The following is a 21,973-nucleotide window of genomic DNA, read 5'->3' on the forward strand; positions in this document are numbered from 1 at the left end:
TTGAGCGCGCGATTGGCCGTGGCGAACCAGGTTCTCGCGCCCTCTTCCCCGCCCATAAGGACGAATGCCGAACGGTAAGCGCGCACCAGTAACAGCGCCAACTGACCTTCCGCACTTTGGGGGGCGAGCCCACTGCGGCGACGCAGGGTGCGCTCATCCAGGTGGATGATTTCGCTGAGTTCTTTCTTTTTAAACCCCAAATGATCCGCTGTATTCAGAACTGCCTCGAGAAGGACCTGATCTTCGCTAACTTGGGGAGCATGGGCTGGGATTGCCATATTGCCTCCGGGTCAACTATGGACACATGACCAAATTTAGTTGAAATTCGGACTTATGGCAATCGACAGCGCTAAATCAGCGAGTGAGCCGCCAACTCCAGACAAAACGCAGATACAAAAAAGGCCCTGTTCTTTCGAACAGGGCCTTTTTTGTATCTGGCGGACCGGACGGGACTCGAACCCGCGACCTCCGGCGTGACAGGCCGGCATTCTAACCAACTGAACTACCGGTCCGCGGTAGTACTTCCAGAGAGGGAAGTGACTCGTGCCTTCCTGGCACTCGCCCTACGGGCGACTTCGTCGTCTTAATCCGCTCCCGGCGGATTAATGGTGGGTGGTACAGGGGTCGAACCTGTGACCTACGCCTTGTAAGGGCGCCGCTCTACCAACTGAGCTAACCACCCTTCGGTGGCCTGCGATGATATTGATAATCTCGCTGAACCTTCCGTTTTGCTCTTGGGCTTCCCCCTTGAGCGAGGCGCATCATACTCGAACGTAATTTTGTGTCAACAAAAAACGCGCCAAAATTTCCAAAATATTTCCTCTGTTCTTTTTTTCAACCGAGCTGGGGATCCCTCGTGATAATGACTAGTTCGCCGCACTATCGGGCAATACGTGAAAGCAGCCTCAGCTCAGTCCATGCCCACACCTTCCCCTTTTGCAGAAACCGGAGTCGGTTGAACCTCGTCTTGTGGCTTTTCCCGCTCTTGGGCAACATCCTCTGGTAACTGGCGATAGTCCGCACTAACAGAACGTCCGGCAATGATGACATCACCGCCATGCTGAATCAGTCGCTCTTTTGGACGCCCCACATCCGGCGCGTTGAAGTTACAGACGCCGTCCGGGAAGATTCTGCGCATATCTTCAATGCGCTCAACAATCGCAGTTGACGCTGAACCGTAGATATTCTTGGCAATCGCTCGCTCAAGAGGCTGTAGTTCGCACTTGAAGATATCACCGGTGATTGGGCCGCCCGCTACCTGGCGTGAAGTACTGTAGATTGGATACGTTTGCATACAGGCACCGTCTGACTTGTGGTTCCACTCACCGTCCCAAACGTTGGGGCCTGCGGCAATAACATTGCCATCCTTATCAAAACAGCGATCGCTGGCCTCCACCGGCTTGTTGCCCGCAACGCCCAGCTCAGGGTGCTCGATAATTTTCTGCATCCAGTGATCGATAATGTCCAGCGCCTCGTCGATAGGGTTGTAGCTCTTGTGGCTCATCCATATCAGCTGGTTATCCGCATGGCCGCGGGCGTGGCGGATACGCTCGCGGCTGGCAAAGGACGCCAGGCTGTGGTGCATATCCAGCTCGCCCTCGAGATAGTGGCGCACGTCCAGAATCGGAATTTCCACGTCACCGAGAAAGACATGACCGGAGCGATAAATTCCCTCGATGGCTTGTACGCTGGCGACACTTCTCGGCGCGGGATTATCCAGATTGCCGAGATTCATGTTCTGCTCACTCCATACCGAGAGCTCCACCGGAAACAGCTCACCATTCATAAACCAGAGCTTTTCACCACCCTGTTCTGTCGGTGTTTTCCAGCCACCAATAGTGGCATTCATACGCAGGAATTCATCTACGCTGATCTCCCCCTGCTTCAGGGCTTCCAGGCCGTACTGAACACCCTGGTTATCCCAGGCACTATTGGCATACCCATCCTGGCCTGCACCGTAAAAATCACGCAGATCTTCCCAGTGCGTCCAGTGAGTAGAGTTTGCGACAGAATCAGCGAAACTCTTGCTGAAATGCACAAAGTTTGGGTTGTTTACCAATGGCACCAGGCCGCGCCAGCCCTGCACACATTCCGATGCACCATCAGCTACACCACGATAGCGTCCATCAAACAGGGAGGCCGCATTTTCCAGAGCCTTGAATCGATGTTCGAATTTTTTTTGAGATGCAAGGCCGATAATTTCCTCACGTTCCGTCACATCTCTCCAGCGCGGGTCTTCTGCGGAAACCACATCGAAAAAGTATTCCAGTGGCTCGCAGTCAAATACATAGATGGTCTGGCTAACCATGTCTGGATAGGAATACAGTGGAAGCGCGGCATCGAGAACACCGGGGGCGTTTTGCGCGAGCAAGTATTGCTGGATCGCCCCGCCAGAACCTCCGATACCCACGGTATACATGGGCTCCGCATAAAGTGCCGCGAATTGTTTTTTCAGGCGACGCGCGGTGTCCTCCGCCAGCCAGATATTGTAGTGATTGCTGGTTTGATTTGCGGTCGAATAAACCACAGCGTAGCCGCGAGCAAGTTGATCCTCACGGCGATCGATAATCGACTTCCGCGATATATCGCCCTGACGGCGTCCGATACCAACACCGCCGCGAAACTGATAGATCAACCGGCGGTTCCAATTGCTGGCTGTTGGTTTATCGGCAGTTTCCCCATCTCCGCGCAATACGGCAATCGCATAGAAAAAGCGGTTAATGGTTCCGGTTTCCAGGCGTACTACAAAATCCGTTGTTTTGCCGTTGACCGTTACTTGATCGATATCATTTTTCGCTTTTTCCAGAGGGTAAAACAATCCATCCAGCGTGCTGCGATAAAAGTAGGAAACCGCGGTGGTGTGACTGCAGTCACGACTGTAACCGACTACTACATCGGTCTGCTTTCCTTTTTCATCCAGGGAAAATACAGGAACACCTTCCCCACTGTGGTTATCCACCAAAGGCTGAACTTTTGTAACGGAATTTTCACCGCACAAAAACGGATAGGTGGACGGACCTGAAAATAAGGTTTCTACCGGTCCGGTTTCACCAATAGCGATGGGGAAGGGAAAGTATTCAGCGGGGCGACCGCTCTTGCGTGGGTGTTCACCAGCGTAAGCCGGCTTGGGGGCATGATCCAGCGCTCCTGCTGGTACACCTACTACAGGCGCCTTGGGGACACCGGGGATTCGGGGTAATTTTTCATAAATGAACCAGCAGCCTAGACCGAGTAGCACAAAAAATGAGGCCACTACGGCGGTCACTATTCGCCGAGTGCTGAACCGCCGCACAGAGATGCTCCTTGCACTCCAAGCCATATACGCCTCCATACGTCATTAGGTCTTTTCCCTGCGCCAAAACAGTTCACGGTCAATCTGTATCGACAGTCAGATCAAGCAATTGAAGTGGCACAGCAACAGTATATGTGGCGCCGGGAAAAGCGTCGGAGACTTGGCGGGCGAGTAAACTCGAAGAAAATACTGCGGAAAAAGTCGTTTAAAATTTAGACCGCTGGAACAGAGAACACAAAGAATAGAAATAAGAAATTCCGGGGCAATCGGGCAATTATTTGCCCCGGAACGGGTAATTGGCAGCACATCGAGAAATTAAGCGACGGACTGCCAATAAGGCGAGGGTCAGACGATGATGCCGCGCTCCTGGAGGGACTTGATCACTGCTTCCACTTCCTCTTCCAGAGTCATCTGGTCGGTGCGCAGGTGAAGCTCCGGATTTATCGGTGCTTCATAGGGGTCATCAATACCAGTGAAGCCACGAATTTCACCGGCGCGAGCTTTCTTGTAAAGCCCCTTAGGATCGCGCTCTTCTGCCGCTTCCAGGGAGCAGTCAATAAAGACTTCCATAAAAGGAAGGTCGCCCTCTTCGTGCACCTTCCGCACCAAAGCGCGGTCTTCAGAATACGGGCTGATAAAGCTGCTCAATACAACCACCCCGGTGTCTGCAAACAGCTTGGAAATCTCGCCCACACGACGGATATTTTCCTGGCGGTCTTCCGCAGAGAAACCCAGGTTGGAATTGATGCCGAGGCGGATATTGTCACCATCCAGGCGATAACTCAGCACGCCACGAGCAGTAAGCGCCTTTTCCACCGCAACCGCTACGGTGCTTTTGCCAGAGCCGGAAAGACCGGTAAACCACAAGGTCACGCCCTTATGGCCCAGCATTGCAGCACGGTCACCACGGGTTACCTCTCCGTCGTGCCAGTGAACATTGGTTGCCTTGCGCTCTACTACTTCCGTCACGTCTCTTCCCCTAACTACCAAATGGTTAAATCCGGCCAAATCCACGACCGAAATCAATAAGCTGGCGCGCATTATCCTAGATTGCCCTAACCCAGGTAAAGGCAACCCATAGAACAATAAATCACCAAAACCAAAAAACCCGGCATAAAGCCGGGTTCAAGGGACCAATAAAGGTCAAATATGGGGTGGCCGACGGGGATCGAACCCGCGACCTCAGGAGCCACAATCCTGTGCTCTACCAACTGAGCTACGGCCACCATTGATAAAGTTTTAATTGATGCCTTGTGGCGACACCAATATTCCTGCCTGACGCAAAGCCTGGCAGAGTCAAAATCGCTGCTTAGCTTCGATTTTGACGCCCATCAGCTACACCGATGGGCCGGAATAGTCCTGCGTTTAAAGCTAGCAGCAGACCAAACAAGTCCACCAAGCTCGCAGCCACCATTTATATAATGGCACGCCCGGCAGGACTCGAACCTGCGACCATCCGCTTAGAAGGCGGATGCTCTATCCAGCTGAGCTACGGGCGCAAGAAAACCCGGTAATCTGGTCGGGGCAGAGGGATTCGAACCCCCGACATCCTGCTCCCAAAGCAGGCGCGCTACCAGACTGCGCTATGCCCCGATTCCCTTAGGGGCTGACCCCGTGAGAGAGCGCGCATATTACTTGCGGCCCCCGGGGGTGTCAACGGCGCTAAGCTATTATTTTTAAAGAAATTTAACCTTTCACACATCCGCTCCCGGCTACGCGGTTCTCGCGGCTTACTCTATAGGGAAATTGTTTGCTGCCTGTGCGAAAATAGCGCCCTTTCATTAAGCTTCCACACAACCTCCACTAGAGCCTGCCCAATTCTGGCGCACGGCTCATCGATCAAGTTGAGATATTTCTATGTCTGCACTGGTTCTGGACGGCAAGGCCCTTGCCCAGAAAACCGAAGAAGAGCTCTCCACGCGTGTTGCTGCGCTGAAAGAAAAAAGCGGCGGCCAGACGCCGATCCTTGCCACCATTCTGGTGGGTGATGATCCAGCTTCCGCTACCTACGTAAAGATGAAGGGCAACGCCTGTCGCCGCATCGGCATGGATTCGCTGCAGGTAGAGCTGCCCTCCTTCACTACTACCGAGGAGCTGCTGGCAAAAATTGAAGAGCTGAATGCCAACCCGAATGTCCACGGCATTCTGTTGCAGCATCCGGTGCCGGAGCAGATCGATGAGCGCGCGTGCTTCGACGCGATCGCACTGGAAAAGGATGTCGACGGTGTGACCTGTCTCGGCTTCGGCCGCATGGCGATGGGTGAAGAAGCCTATGGTTGCGCGACCCCAAAAGGCATCATGCGTCTGCTGGAAGCCTACGACATCGAATTTGAAGGCAAGCATGCCGTAGTTGTCGGCCGCAGCCCGATTCTCGGCAAACCCATGGCAGCCATGCTGCTGAACGCCAACGCTACCGTCACTATTTGCCACTCCCGCACCAAGGATCTGGCGGATCACATTCGCCGTGCCGACATCATTGTTGGCGCTGTTGGCCGCCCAGAGTTTATCAAGGCCGAGTGGATCAAAGACGGCGCGGTGGTTGTGGATGCCGGCTACCACCCCGGCGGTGTCGGCGATATCGAGCTCGGCCCGCTGGTGGATCGCGTCGCAGCCTATACCCCGGTACCGGGTGGTGTCGGCCCGATGACCATTAACACCCTTATCTATCAGTCCGTTGATTCCGGTGAGAAGAAGATTGGCTGACGGTAAAACCCTGCGCCTCGACAAGGCGATCAGCCAGGTCACCGACCTGTCGCGGACGGAAGTAAAGCGGGCGGCAAAGCAGCAGCGGATCACCGTCAACGGCGTTACGGTGACCGACCCCTCGGTCAAAGTTCACGAGTTCGATGAACTCTGCCTGGACGGCGACCTGCTCACGGAGGCGGGACCGCGCTACTTTATGCTGAACAAGCCGCTGGGCTATGTCTGCGCAACCAAAGATGGCGAGCACCCCACGGTGCTCGACCTGCTGGATGAGCCCAACAAGCACAAACTGCATATTGCTGGCCGCCTGGATATAGACACTACCGGTCTGGTGCTGATCACCGACAATGGCCAATGGTCCCACCGGATCACGTCACCCCGCCATCACTGCGCCAAGACCTACTACGCGCACCTTGCGGACCCCATTGATGAAAGCGCAATCGATAAGTTCGCCAAAGGTATCTGGCTGAACAATGAGAAGAAGCGCACCAAGCCCGCTGAACTGGAAATCCTCTACCGCAATGAGGTGCGGATCACCATCAGCGAGGGACGCTACCATCAGGTCAAGCGCATGTTTGCGGCGCTCGGCAATCGCGTGCTGGAACTACATCGTGAGCGCATCGGCGACATAGTGATGGATGAAGAACTCACCGAAGGTGAATACAGGCCGCTCAGTGCAGAAGAAGTCGCCAGCGTCGGTGGATCGGAATTGCACGAACCCGACACGCATGAATCCGATACGGATTGATCGCGTCACAGCAGCACCCACAAAAAGATTCCCGGACATGCAAACCCTGCTCTCACAAACACTGCGAGATTGCGACCAAAACGCACTCTGGATTGCTGACGAAAATAGCAAAATGCTACTGGTGCCCGGCATCCAGTTTACCGGCAAACTGCTCAGCAATCGCTGGGACATTGTCCACGCCGCAGAAGCGCTGGGTATCGCAGCGCAATTCAATGATTTTGACCTGACCACCAACGGCGAAAAATATTCCCGTATCGTGTATCCCGTATCCAAGGAAAAGGCCGCGGTACATCACGTCATTAATTCAGCGGTGGAAACGCTGCTGGCTGGCGGAGAGCTGCTACTTTTGGGCGCGAAATCCAGCGGCATAAAAACCTACGCGCAAAAAGCCGCTGCGAGACTGGGTTGCGCCAAACAGCTGCAGAAGCATGGCAACGACTACCTGAGTGTTAACCGCTTTGACGAAACCAAAGCTGGCGCAACACTGGATGACAGTGATTACACCAACCTTCGCCAGCCGGATGCACTGGGCGGCCTCTGGTCAAAGCCCGGGCTGTTTGGCTGGAACAAGATAGATGTCGGCAGTGCACTGCTGGCCAGCCTGCTCCCTAAATTCCTGCCAACAGAAAAAAACGGTGAAGTGCGTATCGTTGATCTCGGCTGCGGCTACGGATATCTCAGTGTCCAAGCGGCAGACCTGGCGACCGCACCAGAGCAGCTGCACATTCGCGCTTCGGACAACAACGCGGCAGCGATTCTCGCCTGTAGAGAAAATTTCCAGGCACTTAATATTCACGGAAGTGTGAGCGCGGGTGATGCCGGCAGTGAAATCGAATCGGGCTCTGCCGATTTTCTGATCTGCAACCCCCCCTTCCACCAGGGTTTCCAGGTGGAAGGCGATCTTACCGACCGCTTTCTGCAACAGGCGGCACGCATACTGAAGGCCAAAGGTCTGGCCTTATTTGTGGTCAATGAATTTATCCCTGTCAGCAGAAAGGCCGAAGGACTGTTCCAGCAATTGCAACTGCTGAGCAGAGAAAAAGGATTCTGCGTTTACCTGTTGGGCAAGTAAAACTTACATATCCCGCAGATTGAACAGATTGGTGGACAAGGTATGTTCCTCCAACTGTTCAAGCTCCAGCAATCGCTCCAGCGCGTGCTTGGCACTCGGGGTATCCGCGATCAGCAGCAGGTCCCGGTACTGATCGGCCAGATAGATTTCAATATCCATCGCCACCTGGCCAATCGCATCCACGTCACTGACATCGATATTGCGCAGGCGCTGCAAGAGCTCTGGCTCCCGTCCTTCAGGGGCGAACTGGACCCAGGTATGCAGGGCACCTTCACCGATATCCTCGCGGAAATTTTCCAGCGTGTGAGTCATGGACAACTCCCGCCGCTTCAACTGATCCAGCAACAGAATCGCCCGCGCGTTCGCGGCCACTAATTCGAATTCTTCATATTGCCGGCTCAACTTCAGGTGAAACTCCCTTCCCTCCTGAATCACATCTTCCAAGGTCTTGTACCGCATCAACTGATCCCGGGAAAATAACTGTCTAAAAATCAGTATAGACTCATGGATCATTCAGACGCCAATCGGGATTTGCCCGACCGTTCACTTCGGAAGATGGCCCTAAACAACCGGCTCAGCGAAGGATCCGCAGCCGTGCTTGCAGCCTGCGGGAGGGATTGGAAGGATTGATTTGGGCGGGCGCCCATTCGGTCAACAGTGAGCGGGAAAGCGGCTCGGGGCTGAAAACCCCAACGCAATTTTCATACCCGGGAAGATCCGCACAATAGGCACTCTGCAAACGCGCGCGTATTTCCGGTGCGCGCCAGCCACTCTGCAACAGCTCGCGCCGACAGCCAAAATTACTGACCAGCAGGCCACCTGGAGCGAGCAGCTCCAGCAGCTGGCGACACCAGGAATTGTCTGCGGCAACTGCCCGCTCCGCTACGCCCTCGATGTGCCCGAACAGATCATCCACGATCAGATCAAAAGGCTCCGATTCACCGTCAGCAGAGAGCTCTGCCACGAATTCCCGCGCATCGGCACAAACCAAAGTGGCCCCACTGACCCCGAAGAACCTTTTCGCAACGGTAAGGTGATGGCGGTCTATATCCACCCCGACTATACGCTCAGGCTGAACAAAGCGCTGTAATAACCGTATCAGCGCGCCCCCGCCCACCCCGAGAATCAGCACTCGCTGTACCCTGCCCTGCGGCAGAAAAAAAGCCGGCAGTAACAACAGCTCCCACAGCGACCCCTTGAGTGGATCATTCGGGTTCCACTGTGAATGGAACACACCGTTGCTGTAGAGACGCACCGTCGCCCCGTGGGTCCGGACCTCATAACGGTTCGCCCCAACCTGCTTCTGCCAGATCAACGCCATCCCTGAGCCTTACCCTGCTTACCCGGCCGGCAGGTCGGAATGTTGCAGCAGGATTTGCGCAAATGCCTCGATACCAGCGAGATCCTGCTCGGTAAACCTCGCCACCTGCGGGCTATCGATATCCAACACACCTATGCAGCGATCACCATTATAAAGGGGCACCACAACCTCGGACGCCGAAACCGCATCACAGGCGATATGACCCGGGAACTGATGGACATCTTCCACCAATTGGGATTGGCTTGTTTCGACGGCAGTACCACAAACACCCGCACCTACCGGGATACGGGTACAGGCAGGCTTACCCTGGAATGGCCCCAGACGCAGCTCATCACCATGAAGGAAATAAAACCCGGCCCAGTTGATATCCGGGAGTTCCAGAAACAGCAATGCGCTGGCATTGGCCGTATTCGCCAGCCAGTCGCGCTCATCGGACAGCAAGCCAGACAGCTGCTCACACAGGGATTGGTAAAACGCAGTCACCGTCATAACAGACTCCAGTTACTTAAATTTCCAGAGACTCGAAATTAAAAGCCCGCTGGATCAGCGGGCTTGTTTGTAAACACTTGCGAAATCGCTGCCGGATAAGATTTAGCGATACGGGTCTGCCACGGATTCGGCTCCGTTCGCAGCCTGCGACTCGCGCACCTCGGCATCTACCGTGGGCTTGGCCCACTCGCTCTCGTCGGCAGCTTCGCGACCGCGAATGGCCGGAGCGGAAGCGGTAACATCACCGGCCACCAGGCCACGCTGACTGGCGCTGGATGAACTGCCACCTGCAGCGGAAGTCGCTACCGGTTTGGCGGGCTCATTGTGCAGCACACGACTGGCGATAGTGTTCAGATTCGGCCGCCGCCGCTCTGCCAGCTTTACCGCTTCAAGTTCTGCATTCAGCCGATTAATCTCGGCCTGCATATCACCCACCTTGGCCTGCAGATCGGTGATCTGGGACAACACGCCCTTCACCTTGCGACTTTCCTGCTCATACAGCACCGCGGCACTCCCGAAAGCCACCACGAAGATCAACAAAATCGAAAACTGACGCATCCAAGCCTCCCCTGCTCAAGCGCGAAAATGTTATTAGCCCGCCGAATACTAGCGGAACCAAGGATATCTTCCGCGAACTGGCGCGTAAAACGCAAGTTCAATCAGTGACCCACAAGGCCGCTGCTATTCAATCAGCTGCCGTTTAATTTTCTGCCGCCTCCAGCATATCCAGAAACTCAAGGCTCGCCTGCTGGCGAATGGTACGGCGGTGATTAGCCCAGAGTGCGGCGATTTTCTCCTGATTGCACACCTTGCGGTCTACATACACGCGGGTTTTCAACTCACCGATGGGTTTCGGACTCGGGCACTTGCTAAACACGAACTGGTTGGAGATCAGGTCCATAAACGGACCGGACTTGCTGCTTGGCATGATGAACAACAGCTGCAGCCCCAGGGTTTCAGTCAGGTAGCGGATCACTTCCCGCGAACGGGATTCATCCATTTTCGAGAACGCCTCATCCACCAACACCATCTTCAGGTGACTGCTGCCATCGTTGAAGCGGAAGGCGGAAGTCACCGCCGCGGAGCGGATGATATAGGCCGGGGTTTCCAGCTGGCCACCGGAGCCGGTGCCGTACTGGCTGAGCGCAATGGGCTCCTTGCCTTCGGGCTCCTTGAAAATTTCGTAGTTGCGGTAATTGCGATAGTCACTGATACGGTCCAGCTCGCGGCGGGCCAGCTGCTCGTCTTCGCTCAGTAGCATATTCAGCAGGCGATCCCGCACCTGTTGGTGCTTGGGTGAGAGCTCCGCATCAAACAGACTCTGCTCTTCCCCCAGATTCGGCAACTCAATCACCGCCTTGAAGAAATTCCAGTACTCCTTGAATTCCGGCACCCAGCGGTAATCGAACCGGAAACGCTCGCGGTCCGCGCCGAAACGGTGATGCTCCAGCTCCTGGTTCAGATCATCCAGCACCCGCTTGCCATCATTGATCGACTGGTAAATCGCGTGGCACAGGTGCGTCACAAATGTGGTGTTGAACGATTTCTTCAGCGCCAGCAGTTGCTCGTGACGGTCCACCAGCAGATTGTTTTTCAGGCGATTGCGCAGCGCGGTGACCTGCTCCACCAGCTGGCACACCAGCTTGAACTGGCCCTCGTTGTGGCCGCCGGCAAAATCTGGATCAAACGAAAGGGTATCGCCGGTACTGCTGCAACTGTTGTAGTCCATTACCGCCTTTAGCAGCTGGTGGCTGTATTTCTGCAACAGCCCCTGCCACTCGCTCACATCCCGCGCAAAATCGAAACCATCACCGGCCCGCGCAGCCTGCTCATCGGCATTCAGCAATGCGGCCTCGGCATCGAACTCCGGTGCAATCTGCACAATGCGCTGTACCGCGGCTTCGCGATCAGACAGCTCTTCATCCAACTGGTCCAGCTGTGCCGAAAGCGCATTCAACTGCTTGGCGATACTGTCGAGATTGGTCTCGAGCTTGCCCACCAGCTTCTGCAGGCTGGCGCTCTGCTGCCGCTCTGCATCCAGTTTCTCGTGCAGTTCATTGGCCTGCCGCTCCAGCTCGATACCATCGTCGAGATCCAGATTGGCCAATGCCTGCTCTGCATTGCGACGCTGCCGCTGTGCATTCAGCGCAACATCCACGGACTCCAGCAATTTCAGCGAGGTCAGGCTGCGCACTGCCTGCGCGAGTTTGCGCAGCTGTTGCTGGTGCTCGTTGATCTGGGTGGCCTCTTTCAGCAGCTGGCGCATGGCCCGCTCCTGGGCTGCCAGTGCACGCGCCCGCGCGCCCTGGCCAAACACCAGCTCGCCATCGTCGATATCGCTGCGCCACATGCTGTAGTTGCCACTGGCCAGCCCTTCCGGCGTGAGGCCGCGACGGGTTCCGCGCAGTTCGTCCGCATCCCGCACCTGCAATACGGAGCCATAGGATGCACGCAGATAGTATTCCGCGGTTTTATGATTGAACGACATCAACTCAATGATGGATTTTTTCGGGATCTCCATACGCTCGGCATCGCGCCTTGCCTTGTCACCCTGAATCACCCTTGCCCGGTTATTCCTGCCCGGCATTGCGCGCACAATACTGATGGCCTCAGCCTCGTAATTGGCATCGACAATGATGGAGAATCGCGCTCCACCGAGGTAGCCCTCCACCGCCATCTGCCAGCGCTCGTCGAGCACCTCGACGAAATCACACAGCACCTGGGGTTCTGCCTGCGGACACTGCTCACGAATAGCCGCCAGCGCCTGATCTACATAGGCCGGATAGTGCACGCGGTTGGACTGCAGATAGTGAATTCGGGATTCCTGCACCTGCAGTGCTTTTTGCAACTGCTGGGTCTTCTGCTCACCGCGGGAAACCAGGTCATTCACCAGATCCCGCAGGGTAACCTGACCCTGGTCGGCATCGGTCATCTGCTGAACCAGGCGATTCTGCAGGGCCTCTACATCCGCCACCTGCTCCCGCAGGGATTCCTGCGCGGAGAGGTCAATCCAGTCCTTGCCTAGCAATCCCTGCAATTGCGGCAGATCATCGCCGCGGGCTACTGCTTTGAGGGATTTGAGCAAGCCACCGTCGCTGAATGCAGGGATTTCCAGAGACACCGAAGTGCTGTTCAGCAGCGATAGCAGATCGCCGGCAGCGGCCTGGTTGGCCGCAAAAACCTGTTGCTGGGCGGCCAGCGGTGCCCCCAGGGAAGACAGCACACGGTTTGCTTCGGCGACTTTCTGGTCGAGCTCATCCTTGCTGCGCAATGCGGCGATACCCTGGCGTTGGGCCTGGATTGACACCAGCTGCTCATTCAGCAGGCGCGCGCGACTTTCCGACAGCTGGATTTCCTGCCCGGTGCGCTCCAGTTCGGCACGGGTATCCTTCTGCCGGTTCTTGCCCTCAAGATAGGTCTTCTGCACCCGCAGCTGCTGGTGCTTGGCCTGTAGATATTCCTGCACCCGCAACTGCAGCCACTGCCCGGTGTACATGTCCGCGGATTCGCCGATGCGCTGCAGGCTGTCGACACGATCGACGATCTCCCGCGCTTCCTGCTCCATACCGTGGATGGTTTTCATCAATTCGGACACGGAGCGGATGGCCTCGCCGAGGTCGCGCTTTTCCAGCACTTCCTGGGCGACGAAATCGTTGATGCTCTTTACCGGCTTGTAGGCCATGAAGTTGGCAAAGGTGCGCGCGGCATGGGTGGCCTCGCGATCCGGTACCGCATCTTTGCGCCCGCGCAGTGCGCCGTAGAGGCGACGCAGGTAGGCCTTTTTCTTGTCGTACTGCTCGACCTTGTCGAACTGTTTACCGACCACACTGTAAAAGCGATCCAGCGGCAGCAGGTGCTTGCCGTCCTGGTATTCCTTGACGAAATCGCCCATGGACAGCTGTTCGCCGGGGATTACAAAAAACTTCAGGCTTTCCTGACGCGCCTGTGCCGGCTTGGCACTGGTATCCAGATGCGCGCGGATACCCATGATCGCCGTGAACGGCTCTCCGTCTTCGCCCTCGGTGGGGTGGAAGACACCAGCAATGTAGCAGTCCGTGGTTTGTAGCCGCGCGTAGCTGCCGTCGTCACAACCGAGTACATAGGAAGCCAGGGTCCGCACCTGCTTGCCACCGCGCCCGCGCTGGGTGGTTTCATCCTGTCCCGGGTTAAAGGTAAACAGGGTGTCGTGGGCCGCGGTCATCAGAGTCTGGATCGCATCCGCCGCAGTGGTTTTCCCAGAGCCGTTACCACCGGAAAACAGGTTGATGGGCCCGAAATCATATTCCAGCTGGGGAATATTGCCCCAGTTGATCAGGATGAGTTTTTTCAGAAACATACGTTTCGAATGCTCGACAGGAAAATTTAGTGTTCGGTTTCAGCAAACAAACTGTGGTCTTCACTGACCGGTGTAAGCCGCTCGCTATCCGCTTCGTTTTTTTCAGGCTCGCTGAGTAATTGCTCAAGCGCAGTTTCGGATACGAACTGGGCAATGGTGGGGCGCACCCGCAACAGGATGTCGACGACCACATCACTGTCTTCACCCTGGAACTGGATCAGGCGCAGCTGCCGCAGTTTTTTCAGCAACTGCTTGCGCTCCACATGCTTGTCCGGCAGCGACATTTTCAGCAGATTGCGCATGCCGAGCTCCAGCGCCTCCAGTGTCAGGGCCACACAGCCCTGATCATCCACCTGCCCTTCCCTCAGGGATTTGTCGTATTCAACCCGCAGCACCAGAATCGCGGCCACTTCCTGCTGGGTCAGGCGCGCGCGGAAGCCGCCGTGATGGGGTTCTTCCTGATCCGGCATCCCCGGCACTTCAGCACCAGGCGGATACACGCGAATAAACTGGAAGCGATTATCGTGCTGCAAGCGCAGTCCGAGCGGAGCAATCCACTCGCGAATCAACGATTCGCAGCGCTGGAAACGATCGTAGAGCACCGTTTCCACATTGCTTTCATCGCGGCAGATTACGCCGTAATCCAGCAGGCGCACCAACAGTTCGGAAAATTCATTGCGGGTCAGCCGACACTGGGTCAGCGCCTCTTCCAAAGCCTGTTCAATCACGGTTTTTCAACTCAAGCGTGTATTCGTCAAATTGCTCGAAGTAGTCGTTACTCGCCACTTCGCCAGTAAAGGTTACTTCCACGAACGGGCCACTGCCGTCCTGGGATACCGCTGCGGCTTCCAGCGCGTGGCTCATAGCCAGTAGGTCGCGGGCATTATTGAGCGGCAGGTCGCGACTGCGGACCTGCTGCCCGCTTCCCAGCGCGGATTTCAGATAGTTGCGCAGGTCACTTCCGTTGAAATTGAACGCCTGATCCAGCAACTGTTGCAGGACAATTTCCCGCTGGCTGTCGTCGCTGATGGGCGCCTCGTCTTCTACAAGGGTGTTCACCGGTGCCCGGCGGCTGCGCTGCCAGAGCTGGGTCTGCTTCGGGTCGAACAGACGCAGCTGGAAAGACGCCAGGTGATCACCGAGCTGTGTCAGCAGTGCGTCGCGATTGCTTGCCTTGCCAAGATCCTGGCACAGATCGGTGAATGCGCCCTCGGTGTGGCTTTGCAGATAGCTCAGCTGGCGAATGATGATTTCCGCCCGTTTGGTGAAACCCTGCAGGGCGTGGCGCAGTGCCGGCAACTTCACTTCACAGGCGCGGCGCATGCGATCTTCGATGGTGTCGAGCATCAGCCAGAGCACCGATTGCCCCTCGCTGTAGAGCTCTGGTAACTGCTGACGCAGACGGCGCTCCCACTCGGCCTTGCTACTGTTTTCCTTGCGACGAATCTGGCCGATGACACGGCTGATACTATCGCGGTGCTTTTCCACACTGTCGGCGGAAAGGCGGATGGCCAGGTCCGGCTGGAAGCGGCTTTCCATAAATGAAAAGAATTCTTCCGTGGCCTGCTGCACCAGTATCTGCGCTTCCACCTCGCGCACCAGTTCCCGCTTGCGCTCTTCCAGCTCAGCGATCATATCGGTGAAGTCGGCCACGATACGCTCGGAGTACTCCCAGGCATCGATCAGGTCATAGACCTCACCGCGGCTATTGAAGGCCTCAAGAGCGTTCAGGGTATTGCGAGTATTGCGGTGGCGGGTGCGCACACGGGTGCTATTCAGTTCCACCAGTGGCTGGGTAAACAGGCGCCCCCGGCGGCTGAAGGGAAATGAAACAGAAAGCGTGGTGGTATCTACCAGCTTTTCCAGCCAGCCAAACTCCACCAGACTGTTCAGCACCCAAACCGCCTGCTCGCGCAGATTGCGAAAGCGCCCTTCTGGCTCCGCACCGCTTTCAGCGTCACTCTCACTATCGAGCTGGGGCGCGCGGGTCAGTGCCTCGGCAAAGATTTCAAGAATCTGCTCGCGGTTCAGCGATTCGCCGTAATCCGCCTTAGCGGTATACAGCCGCTCGTACAGCAGGCGCAGGCATTCCACCACCTGCTCGCGGTATTTACCGGTTAGCGGGCGAAAAAAATGCTGGTAGGAATCTGCAAAAAACAACGCAGAAATTTCCGCTTACTTGGTATGAATGTTAGTTTTCTTCCGGCTTCTGGTTCAGCACGCAGAATTTGGTGTAGTCACCGGCGTCTTTGAAACTCCAGTCACCCTTGGGGGTTTCGTCCATTTTCTTACACCAGGCATCGGAACCACGCTTGGGTTCACAGGCGGTGAGAGTAAAAACGGCGATAGCGGCAGCGAAGATGGTCAGGATGTTTTTCATGGTCGTTTTCTTTTGCTTTAATTTTTTGTTTTTGCACGGCATGAGTCTGCCCAGTGCAGGTTCATGCCGGCTGGTGGAAAAATAAAGGCAGGATTACTCCCTGCGCCACTTGGTGCCTTCGCGGCTGTCTTCCAGCACCACACCTTTGGCCTTGAGTTCCTCACGGATTTCGTCGGCGCGGGCGAAGTTTCTGTCTACCTTGCTCTGCTGGCGCTCCGCGATCAGCGCTTCGATTTCGTCTTCACTGATCTCGTCACCGCCGCGGGACTGCTTAAACCAGGTTTCCGCATCCATCTGCAGTATGCCCAGCAAGGCCCCGGCGGCGAGCAACTGGCCTTTCAGCACCGGCTTGTTAGCATCGGCCGCCTTGTTCAGCTCCCGGGCCAACTGGTGCAGTTCGCTGATGGCGATGGGGGTATTCAGGTCGTCATTCAGGGCCGCCATAAACGGCGTGTCACTGAGGTCCACTTCGGCAGCGGTCACATCCTGCGTATCCCGCAGGGCGCCGTACAGACCATCAAGGGTACGCCAGGCCTGATCCAGCAGGTCCGCGCTGAAGTTCAGCTCGGAACGGTAATGGGCGGAAAGCAGCGCAAAGCGCAGCACTTCACCTGGATACTGCTGCAACAGGTCGTTGACCATACGGAAGTTGCCCAGGGATTTGGACATCTTCTCGCCGTCGATATTCACGTAGCCGTTGTGCATCCAGTAGCGCACGAAATCCACGCCGTTAGCGCAGCAGCTCTGGGCGCGCTCATTTTCGTGATGCGGGAAGGTCAGGTCGCGGCCACCACCATGAATATCGATGGTTTCTCCCAGGTGCTTCTTGATCATCGCCGAGCACTCGAGGTGCCAGCCCGGACGACCGCGGCCCCACGGGCTGTCCCAGCCCGGCTCATCGTCGGCAGACGGCTTCCACAGCACGAAGTCACCGGCGTATTTCTTGTAGGGAGCCACTTCCACGCGCGCACCAGCGAGCATGTCGTCGAGTGAACGCTTGGAAAGTTTGCCGTAGTCTTCCATGGACTCCACGGCAAACAGCACGTGCCCGGAAGCCTCGTAGGCGTGCCCCTTCGCTACCAGGCGTTCGATCATTGCGATCATTTCCGGCAGGTGCTCGGTGGCATAGGGAGTGACGTCCGGCTGCAGGGTATTGAGCGCCTGCATATCCTCGAAATAGGCCTGGGCGAAGCGCGCACTGAGCGCGGCGATTTCCTCACCATTCTCCCGCGCCGCCTTCATGATCTTGTCGTCGATATCGGTGATATTGCGCGCGTACACCACATCGCTGTACTGGGTCTTCAATAACCGGTACAGAGTGTCAAAAACCACCGCCGGGCGCGCGTTGCCGATGTGCACGCGGTTGTACACGGTGGGGCCACACACGTACATACGCACGCGGTCTTCCTGTAGAGGCTGGAATACTTCTTTTTCACCGGAGAAGGTGTTGTAGAGTTTGAGAGACATCTCTTCCCGCTAACTTTATTCTGTGAGTTCATGTGAGGTGGACGCCTAACTACGCCCACCCCTCGCGATTCGCCAGTGCGCCTTACTCAGTTGCCCTGCTCTTTGGCGAAAGAATCACGCAGCCCGATGGTGCGGTTGAAAACCGGTTTCTCCGCACTGCCGTATTTGCTATCGCGACAGAAGTAACCATTGCGTTCGAACTGATAACCCTGCCCCACTTGCGCTTGCGCAAGCCCGATCTCAGCCTTACAGCCGCTCAGGATTTTCAGATTGTCCGGATTGACCGATTCGAGGAAATTCTTGTCCCCCACATCTGGCGACTCGTCATTGAACAGACGGTCGTAGAGGCGCACTTCACAATCCACGTTATTGTCAGCGGAAACCCAGTGAATCACGCCCTTGGGTTTGACGCCGTCCGCCGGGTCTTTACCCAGGGTATCCAGATCCACGGAACACAGCAGCTCAACGATTTCGCCGGCCTCGTTCTTGATAACCTCGTCTCCCTGAATCACATAGGCGTTGCGCAGGCGCACCTTTTTACCCAGCACCAGACGCTTGTACTTCTTGTTGGCTTCCTCGCGGAAGTCTTCCTGCTCGATGTACACCGTCTTGGTAAACGGCAGTTCCCGCGCCGGCAGGTCGTCGCGCACCGGGTGGCCGGGTGCACTCAGCATTTCCTGCTGCCCTTCCGGATAGTTGGTGAGGGTGACCTTCAATGGCTCCATCACACACATGGCGCGGGGGGCGTTCTTGTCCAGATCGTCGCGAATGGCGTATTCGAGCATGCCCACATCCACGGTGGAGTCGGCACGGGTAACCCCGATCATTTCGCAGAACTGGCGAATCGATGCCGGGGTCACACCGCGGCGACGCAGGCCGGAGATGGTCGGCATACGTGGATCGTCCCAGCCGTCCACGAAACCTTCATCCACCAGTTGCTTGAGCTTGCGCTTGGAAACCACAGTGTAGTTCAAGTGCAGACGGGCAAACTCGTACTGGCGCGGACGCGCAGGTACCGGCAGATTTTCAATAAGCCAGTTGTAGAGCGGCTTGTGGTCTTCAAACTCAAGGGTACAGATCGAATGGCTAATACCCTCAATGGCGTCGGACTGGCCGTGGGCGAAGTCGTAGCTAGGGTAGACACACCATTTGTCACCGGTCTGGTGGTGCGCCATCTTCTTGATGCGGTAGATGATCGGGTCGCGCAGGTTGATGTTTGGCGCAGCCATATCAATTTTCGCGCGCAGGCTGCAGCTGCCCTCGTCGAATTCGCCAGCGGTCATGCGCGCGAACAGATCCAGGTTTTCTTCCACCGAGCGGTCGCGATACGGGCTGTTCTTGCCCGGCGCTTTCAGGGTGCCGCGGTATTCACGCGCCTCTTCCGCCGACAGGTCGCAAACGTAGGCCTTGCCTTCCTTGATCAGGTAGATGGCCCATTGGTGCAGCTGGTCAAAATAGTCCGAGGTATATTTCGCCTCACCGGCCCATTCAAAGCCGAGCCATTCCACGTCGCGCTTGATGGATTCGACGTACTCAACATCTTCCTTGGCCGGATTGGTGTCGTCGAAGCGCAGGTTGCACTGACCGCCGAACTCCTTCGCCAGGCCAAAATTCAGGCAGATGGACTTGGCGTGACCAATGTGCAGGTAGCCGTTGGGCTCAGGCGGAAAACGGGTGGTCAACTGCTTGACCCGGCCCTCGGCCAGATCTTCGCGAATGATGTTCTGTAAGAAGTGAGCGGGCTTGCTCTCGGATGTCATAGCTTTCTCTATATACAGCTGTACGAACTAAGCGGCGGATTATAACGCAGATGGCCGCCGCCGCATGGGTTTTGATTGGCCCCGGCTGCCGCTCCTGCGCGGCGCCTGCAGGGCTGGGATCGGCAGCGCGATAAGAGTATCATGCCGCCCGAAACCGACCCCGGACAGGACATTTTATGATCACTCTGCACACTACTCACGGCGACATCGCCATCGAACTGGACTTTGACAAGGCTCCGAAGACCGCCGCGAATTTCCTGCAGTACTGCCGCGACGACTTCTACACCGGCACCATCTTCCACCGGGTAATCAACAACTTCATGATCCAGGGCGGCGGCATGACCCCGAACATGGACCAGAAGCCGACCCGTGAATCCATTGAAAACGAAGCAGACAACGGCCTGAAGAACGACACTGGCACCCTCGCCATGGCGCGCACCATGGACCCGCACTCCGCCACCGCTCAGTTCTTCATCAATGTGAAGGACAATGACTTCCTGAACTTCCGCTCCAAGGACGCCCAGGGCTGGGGTTACTGTGTATTCGGCAAAGTGGTCGACGGTATGGATGTGGTGAACAAGATCAAGGAAGTACCCACCGGCAGCAACGGCTTCCACCAGGACGTACCCACCGAGAGCATCGAGATCACCGGTGTGACCATCTCCGACGCTTACGCCGACAAGTAATCGACGAGACCTCAGGGCGGAGTTCTCCAGTGGCCAGTTTTATTATTTCAGACCTGCACCTGGACGAGTCCCGCCCGGATATCACCCGGGGCTTTTTTGACTTTCTGCAGGGCCCGGCCGCGAATGCCGACGCCCTGTACATACTCGGCGATTTTTTCGAAGTATGGATCGGGGACGACGATGACGCCCCCCTGCCCCGGGAAGTCGCGCACCACCTCAAGGCGTATAGCGACCGCGGCCCGCGCGTGTATTTCATGCACGGCAACCGGGACTTCCTGCTCGGCGAGGAATACGCCCACCGCTGCGGCGCAGAGTTGTTGCCCGACCCCAGCGTGATCGAACTCGCCGGCCAGCCCGTACTGCTGATGCACGGTGACAGCCTGTGCACCCTCGATCAGGAGTACATGGCGTTTCGCCAGCAGGCGCGCAACCCCATGTGGCAACAGGCGCTACTTGCCAAACCACTGGAGGAGCGGCGCCAGATCGCCACCCAGATTCGCGCTGTATCAAAGTCCATGAACAGCCGCAAGGCCGAAGACATCATGGATGTCACTCCGGACGAAGTGATCAAAGCGATGGCCGAACACGGCGTTCACACTTTGATCCACGGCCACACCCACCGCCCCGCACGCCACGCGCTCAGCGTAAATGGCGAAGCCGCAGAGCGCATTGTGCTCGGCGACTGGGGCAGCCAGGGTTGGTGCATCAGGGCAGATGAGAGCGGAATGGAACTGATACAGTGGCCACTGCGAGCTCCTATCTGACACCAGCCCACAGATCCCTGCACCAACCAAGCCCCGCGACCTCCAGATACAACAAAGCGCCTGCCGAGAGCCCCTTTAACACAGGCCTCGACAGACGCTCTTCAATTCAGGCCGGCATAACCGACCCGGTTTTTACACGGAAAGATCAGCCCGCGGCGGGTTGCGCTTTGTGACAATCATCAGCGAGTTCTGCTGACAGCAACGCCTTCTCAGCAGCCCGCAAGGCTTCACTCAGGCTATCAAAAGTACCCTGGGCCGGGATGCGACCATTCAACCCCTTCAACACCTTGTGCACCTCGCCATTCATTCCCGCCAGGTACAGGCGCTTACCACTATCTTTGGCATCCGACGCGATGGTTTCCACCGCCAGCGCCGCAGACAGATCAAGGAAAGGCACGGAAGAGAAGTCCAGAATCAGCACCTGCGACTGATCGCTGCTCTGTTCGCGCACGTGGTGACCGAGGTCCGCCGCCGCACCGAAGCTCAGCGGGCCGCTGAACTCGAACAGCGCGATGCGCTCGCGATTGCGCTGCAGAATGGCCTTGTCTTCCTCGCTGTCCAGGTGTTCCGGCAGGTTGCGCAGGTGCTCAATCTGCAGACGGGCCACTTGCTTCACATACGCCAGAGCTGCCAACACCACACCCACACCTACCGCGGTGATCAGGTCGACAAACACGGTCATCCCCAGCACCAGCACCATCAGCAGCAGATCCCAACGGGGCCCTTGGTGTGCACGCTTGAGATATTTCCAGTCAATGATGTCGAGACCAACCTTGACCAGAATACCCGCCAACACTGCCTGAGGGATATTTTCCGCCAATGGGCCGAGTCCCAGCGCCACCGCCAACAGCACCAGCGAGTGCACCATACCGGAAATACGGGTCTGGCCACCGGAGCGGATATTCACCACCGTGCGCATGGTGGCGCCCGCACCGGCGATACCGCCGATAAAGCC

19 protein-coding genes and 5 tRNA genes are annotated in these 21,973 nt (G+C 56.7%); 5 read left to right on the forward strand and 19 right to left on the reverse strand.

Going from position 1 to position 21,973, the window contains the following annotated elements; all coding sequences use genetic code 11:
• From VIL80_RS03795 to VIL80_RS03830, 8 genes are all read right to left on the reverse strand, one after another.
• On the reverse strand, window positions 1–278 hold a 278-nt coding region (locus VIL80_RS03795; RefSeq protein ID WP_332034831.1), incomplete at its 3' end, for an antitoxin Xre-like helix-turn-helix domain-containing protein.
• A 157-nt stretch (window positions 279–435) separates the two neighbouring features.
• Window positions 436–512 (reverse strand) — tRNA-Asp (locus VIL80_RS03800).
• Between the two features lie 94 nt (window positions 513–606).
• Window positions 607–682, reverse strand: a tRNA-Val gene (locus tag VIL80_RS03805).
• Window positions 683–910: 228 nt separating this feature from the next.
• Window positions 911–3,319, reverse strand: a complete 2,409-nt coding sequence (locus VIL80_RS03810) for a DUF6351 family protein (protein WP_332034832.1) — start codon at window positions 3,317–3,319, stop codon at window positions 911–913.
• Between the two features lie 318 nt (window positions 3,320–3,637).
• The gene (gene cysC, locus VIL80_RS03815) at window positions 3,638–4,261 is read right to left on the reverse strand and encodes an adenylyl-sulfate kinase (protein ID WP_332034833.1); all 624 of its coding nucleotides are present in this window, start codon (window positions 4,259–4,261) and stop codon (window positions 3,638–3,640) included.
• A 181-nt stretch (window positions 4,262–4,442) separates the two neighbouring features.
• Window positions 4,443–4,518, reverse strand: a tRNA-His gene (locus tag VIL80_RS03820).
• A 196-nt stretch (window positions 4,519–4,714) separates the two neighbouring features.
• Window positions 4,715–4,791: transfer RNA gene (locus VIL80_RS03825), tRNA-Arg, on the reverse strand.
• 17 nt (window positions 4,792–4,808) lie between these two features.
• Window positions 4,809–4,885 (reverse strand) — tRNA-Pro (locus VIL80_RS03830).
• 264 nt (window positions 4,886–5,149) lie between these two features.
• Between VIL80_RS03830 and folD the strand changes: the two genes are divergently transcribed.
• From folD to VIL80_RS03845, 3 genes are all read left to right on the forward strand, one after another.
• Complete coding sequence (gene folD / locus VIL80_RS03835; protein WP_332034834.1) at window positions 5,150–5,995, forward strand: bifunctional methylenetetrahydrofolate dehydrogenase/methenyltetrahydrofolate cyclohydrolase FolD; 846 nt, start codon at window positions 5,150–5,152, stop codon at window positions 5,993–5,995.
• Entirely contained in the window at window positions 5,988–6,743 is a 756-nt protein-coding gene (gene rsuA / locus VIL80_RS03840; RefSeq protein ID WP_332034835.1) for a 16S rRNA pseudouridine(516) synthase RsuA, read from the forward strand. Before folD ends, rsuA begins: the two co-directional genes overlap by 8 nt.
• Window positions 6,744–6,855: 112 nt before the next feature.
• Window positions 6,856–7,815, forward strand: coding sequence for a class I SAM-dependent methyltransferase (locus VIL80_RS03845; RefSeq protein ID WP_332034836.1), 960 nt, complete (start codon window positions 6,856–6,858; stop codon window positions 7,813–7,815).
• A gap of 3 nt (window positions 7,816–7,818) precedes the next feature.
• On the opposite strand, the gene VIL80_RS03850 is transcribed toward VIL80_RS03845, so the two are convergent.
• From VIL80_RS03850 to VIL80_RS03895, 10 genes are all read right to left on the reverse strand, one after another.
• Window positions 7,819–8,274, reverse strand: coding sequence for a hypothetical protein (locus VIL80_RS03850; protein ID WP_332034837.1), 456 nt, complete (start codon window positions 8,272–8,274; stop codon window positions 7,819–7,821).
• Window positions 8,275–8,389: 115 nt separating this feature from the next.
• Window positions 8,390–9,136 carry a spermidine synthase gene (locus VIL80_RS03855; RefSeq protein WP_332034838.1) on the reverse strand — a complete coding sequence of 249 codons (747 nt, stop codon included), beginning with the start codon at window positions 9,134–9,136 and terminating at the stop codon, window positions 8,390–8,392.
• Between the two features lie 18 nt (window positions 9,137–9,154).
• Window positions 9,155–9,625 (reverse strand): free L-methionine (R)-S-oxide reductase MsrC, encoded by a 471-nt coding sequence (gene msrC, locus VIL80_RS03860; RefSeq protein WP_332034839.1) that lies wholly within the window; start codon window positions 9,623–9,625, stop codon window positions 9,155–9,157.
• A 102-nt stretch (window positions 9,626–9,727) separates the two neighbouring features.
• Entirely contained in the window at window positions 9,728–10,183 is a 456-nt protein-coding gene (locus tag VIL80_RS03865; RefSeq protein WP_332034840.1) for a hypothetical protein, read from the reverse strand.
• A gap of 142 nt (window positions 10,184–10,325) precedes the next feature.
• Complete coding sequence (locus tag VIL80_RS03870; RefSeq protein WP_332034841.1) at window positions 10,326–13,961, reverse strand: ATP-binding protein; 3,636 nt, start codon at window positions 13,959–13,961, stop codon at window positions 10,326–10,328.
• A gap of 26 nt (window positions 13,962–13,987) precedes the next feature.
• A complete protein-coding gene (locus tag VIL80_RS03875; RefSeq protein ID WP_332034842.1) occupies window positions 13,988–14,689 on the reverse strand; it encodes a DUF4194 domain-containing protein in 702 nt (233 codons plus the stop codon).
• Complete coding sequence (locus tag VIL80_RS03880) at window positions 14,682–16,121, reverse strand: Wadjet anti-phage system protein JetA family protein (RefSeq protein WP_332034843.1); 1,440 nt, start codon at window positions 16,119–16,121, stop codon at window positions 14,682–14,684. Before VIL80_RS03880 ends, VIL80_RS03875 begins: the two co-directional genes overlap by 8 nt.
• Window positions 16,122–16,152: 31 nt before the next feature.
• Window positions 16,153–16,341, reverse strand: coding sequence for a DUF3012 domain-containing protein (locus VIL80_RS03885; RefSeq protein ID WP_332034844.1), 189 nt, complete (start codon window positions 16,339–16,341; stop codon window positions 16,153–16,155).
• 93 nt (window positions 16,342–16,434) lie between these two features.
• Window positions 16,435–17,808, reverse strand: a complete 1,374-nt coding sequence (cysS, locus tag VIL80_RS03890; protein ID WP_332034845.1) for a cysteine--tRNA ligase — start codon at window positions 17,806–17,808, stop codon at window positions 16,435–16,437.
• Window positions 17,809–17,894: 86 nt separating this feature from the next.
• Window positions 17,895–19,568, reverse strand: coding sequence for a glutamine--tRNA ligase/YqeY domain fusion protein (locus VIL80_RS03895; RefSeq protein WP_332034846.1), 1,674 nt, complete (start codon window positions 19,566–19,568; stop codon window positions 17,895–17,897).
• A gap of 176 nt (window positions 19,569–19,744) precedes the next feature.
• Here VIL80_RS03895 and VIL80_RS03900 point away from each other — a divergent pair, with 176 nt between their 5' ends.
• Window positions 19,745–20,254: a peptidylprolyl isomerase gene (locus VIL80_RS03900; protein ID WP_332034847.1), complete on the forward strand. Its 510-nt coding sequence runs from the start codon at window positions 19,745–19,747 to the stop codon at window positions 20,252–20,254.
• Window positions 20,255–20,283: 29 nt separating this feature from the next.
• Window positions 20,284–21,018 carry a UDP-2,3-diacylglucosamine diphosphatase gene (locus VIL80_RS03905; RefSeq protein ID WP_332034848.1) on the forward strand — a complete coding sequence of 245 codons (735 nt, stop codon included), beginning with the start codon at window positions 20,284–20,286 and terminating at the stop codon, window positions 21,016–21,018.
• 145 nt (window positions 21,019–21,163) lie between these two features.
• Here the strand turns inward: VIL80_RS03905 and VIL80_RS03910 are convergent.
• Window positions 21,164–21,973 (reverse strand): SulP family inorganic anion transporter (locus tag VIL80_RS03910; protein ID WP_332034849.1); only part of this gene is annotated, 810 nt, incomplete at its 5' end.

It is taken from the genome of Microbulbifer sp., from assembly GCF_036563125.1.
GTDB lineage: Bacteria > Pseudomonadota > Gammaproteobacteria > Pseudomonadales > Cellvibrionaceae > Microbulbifer.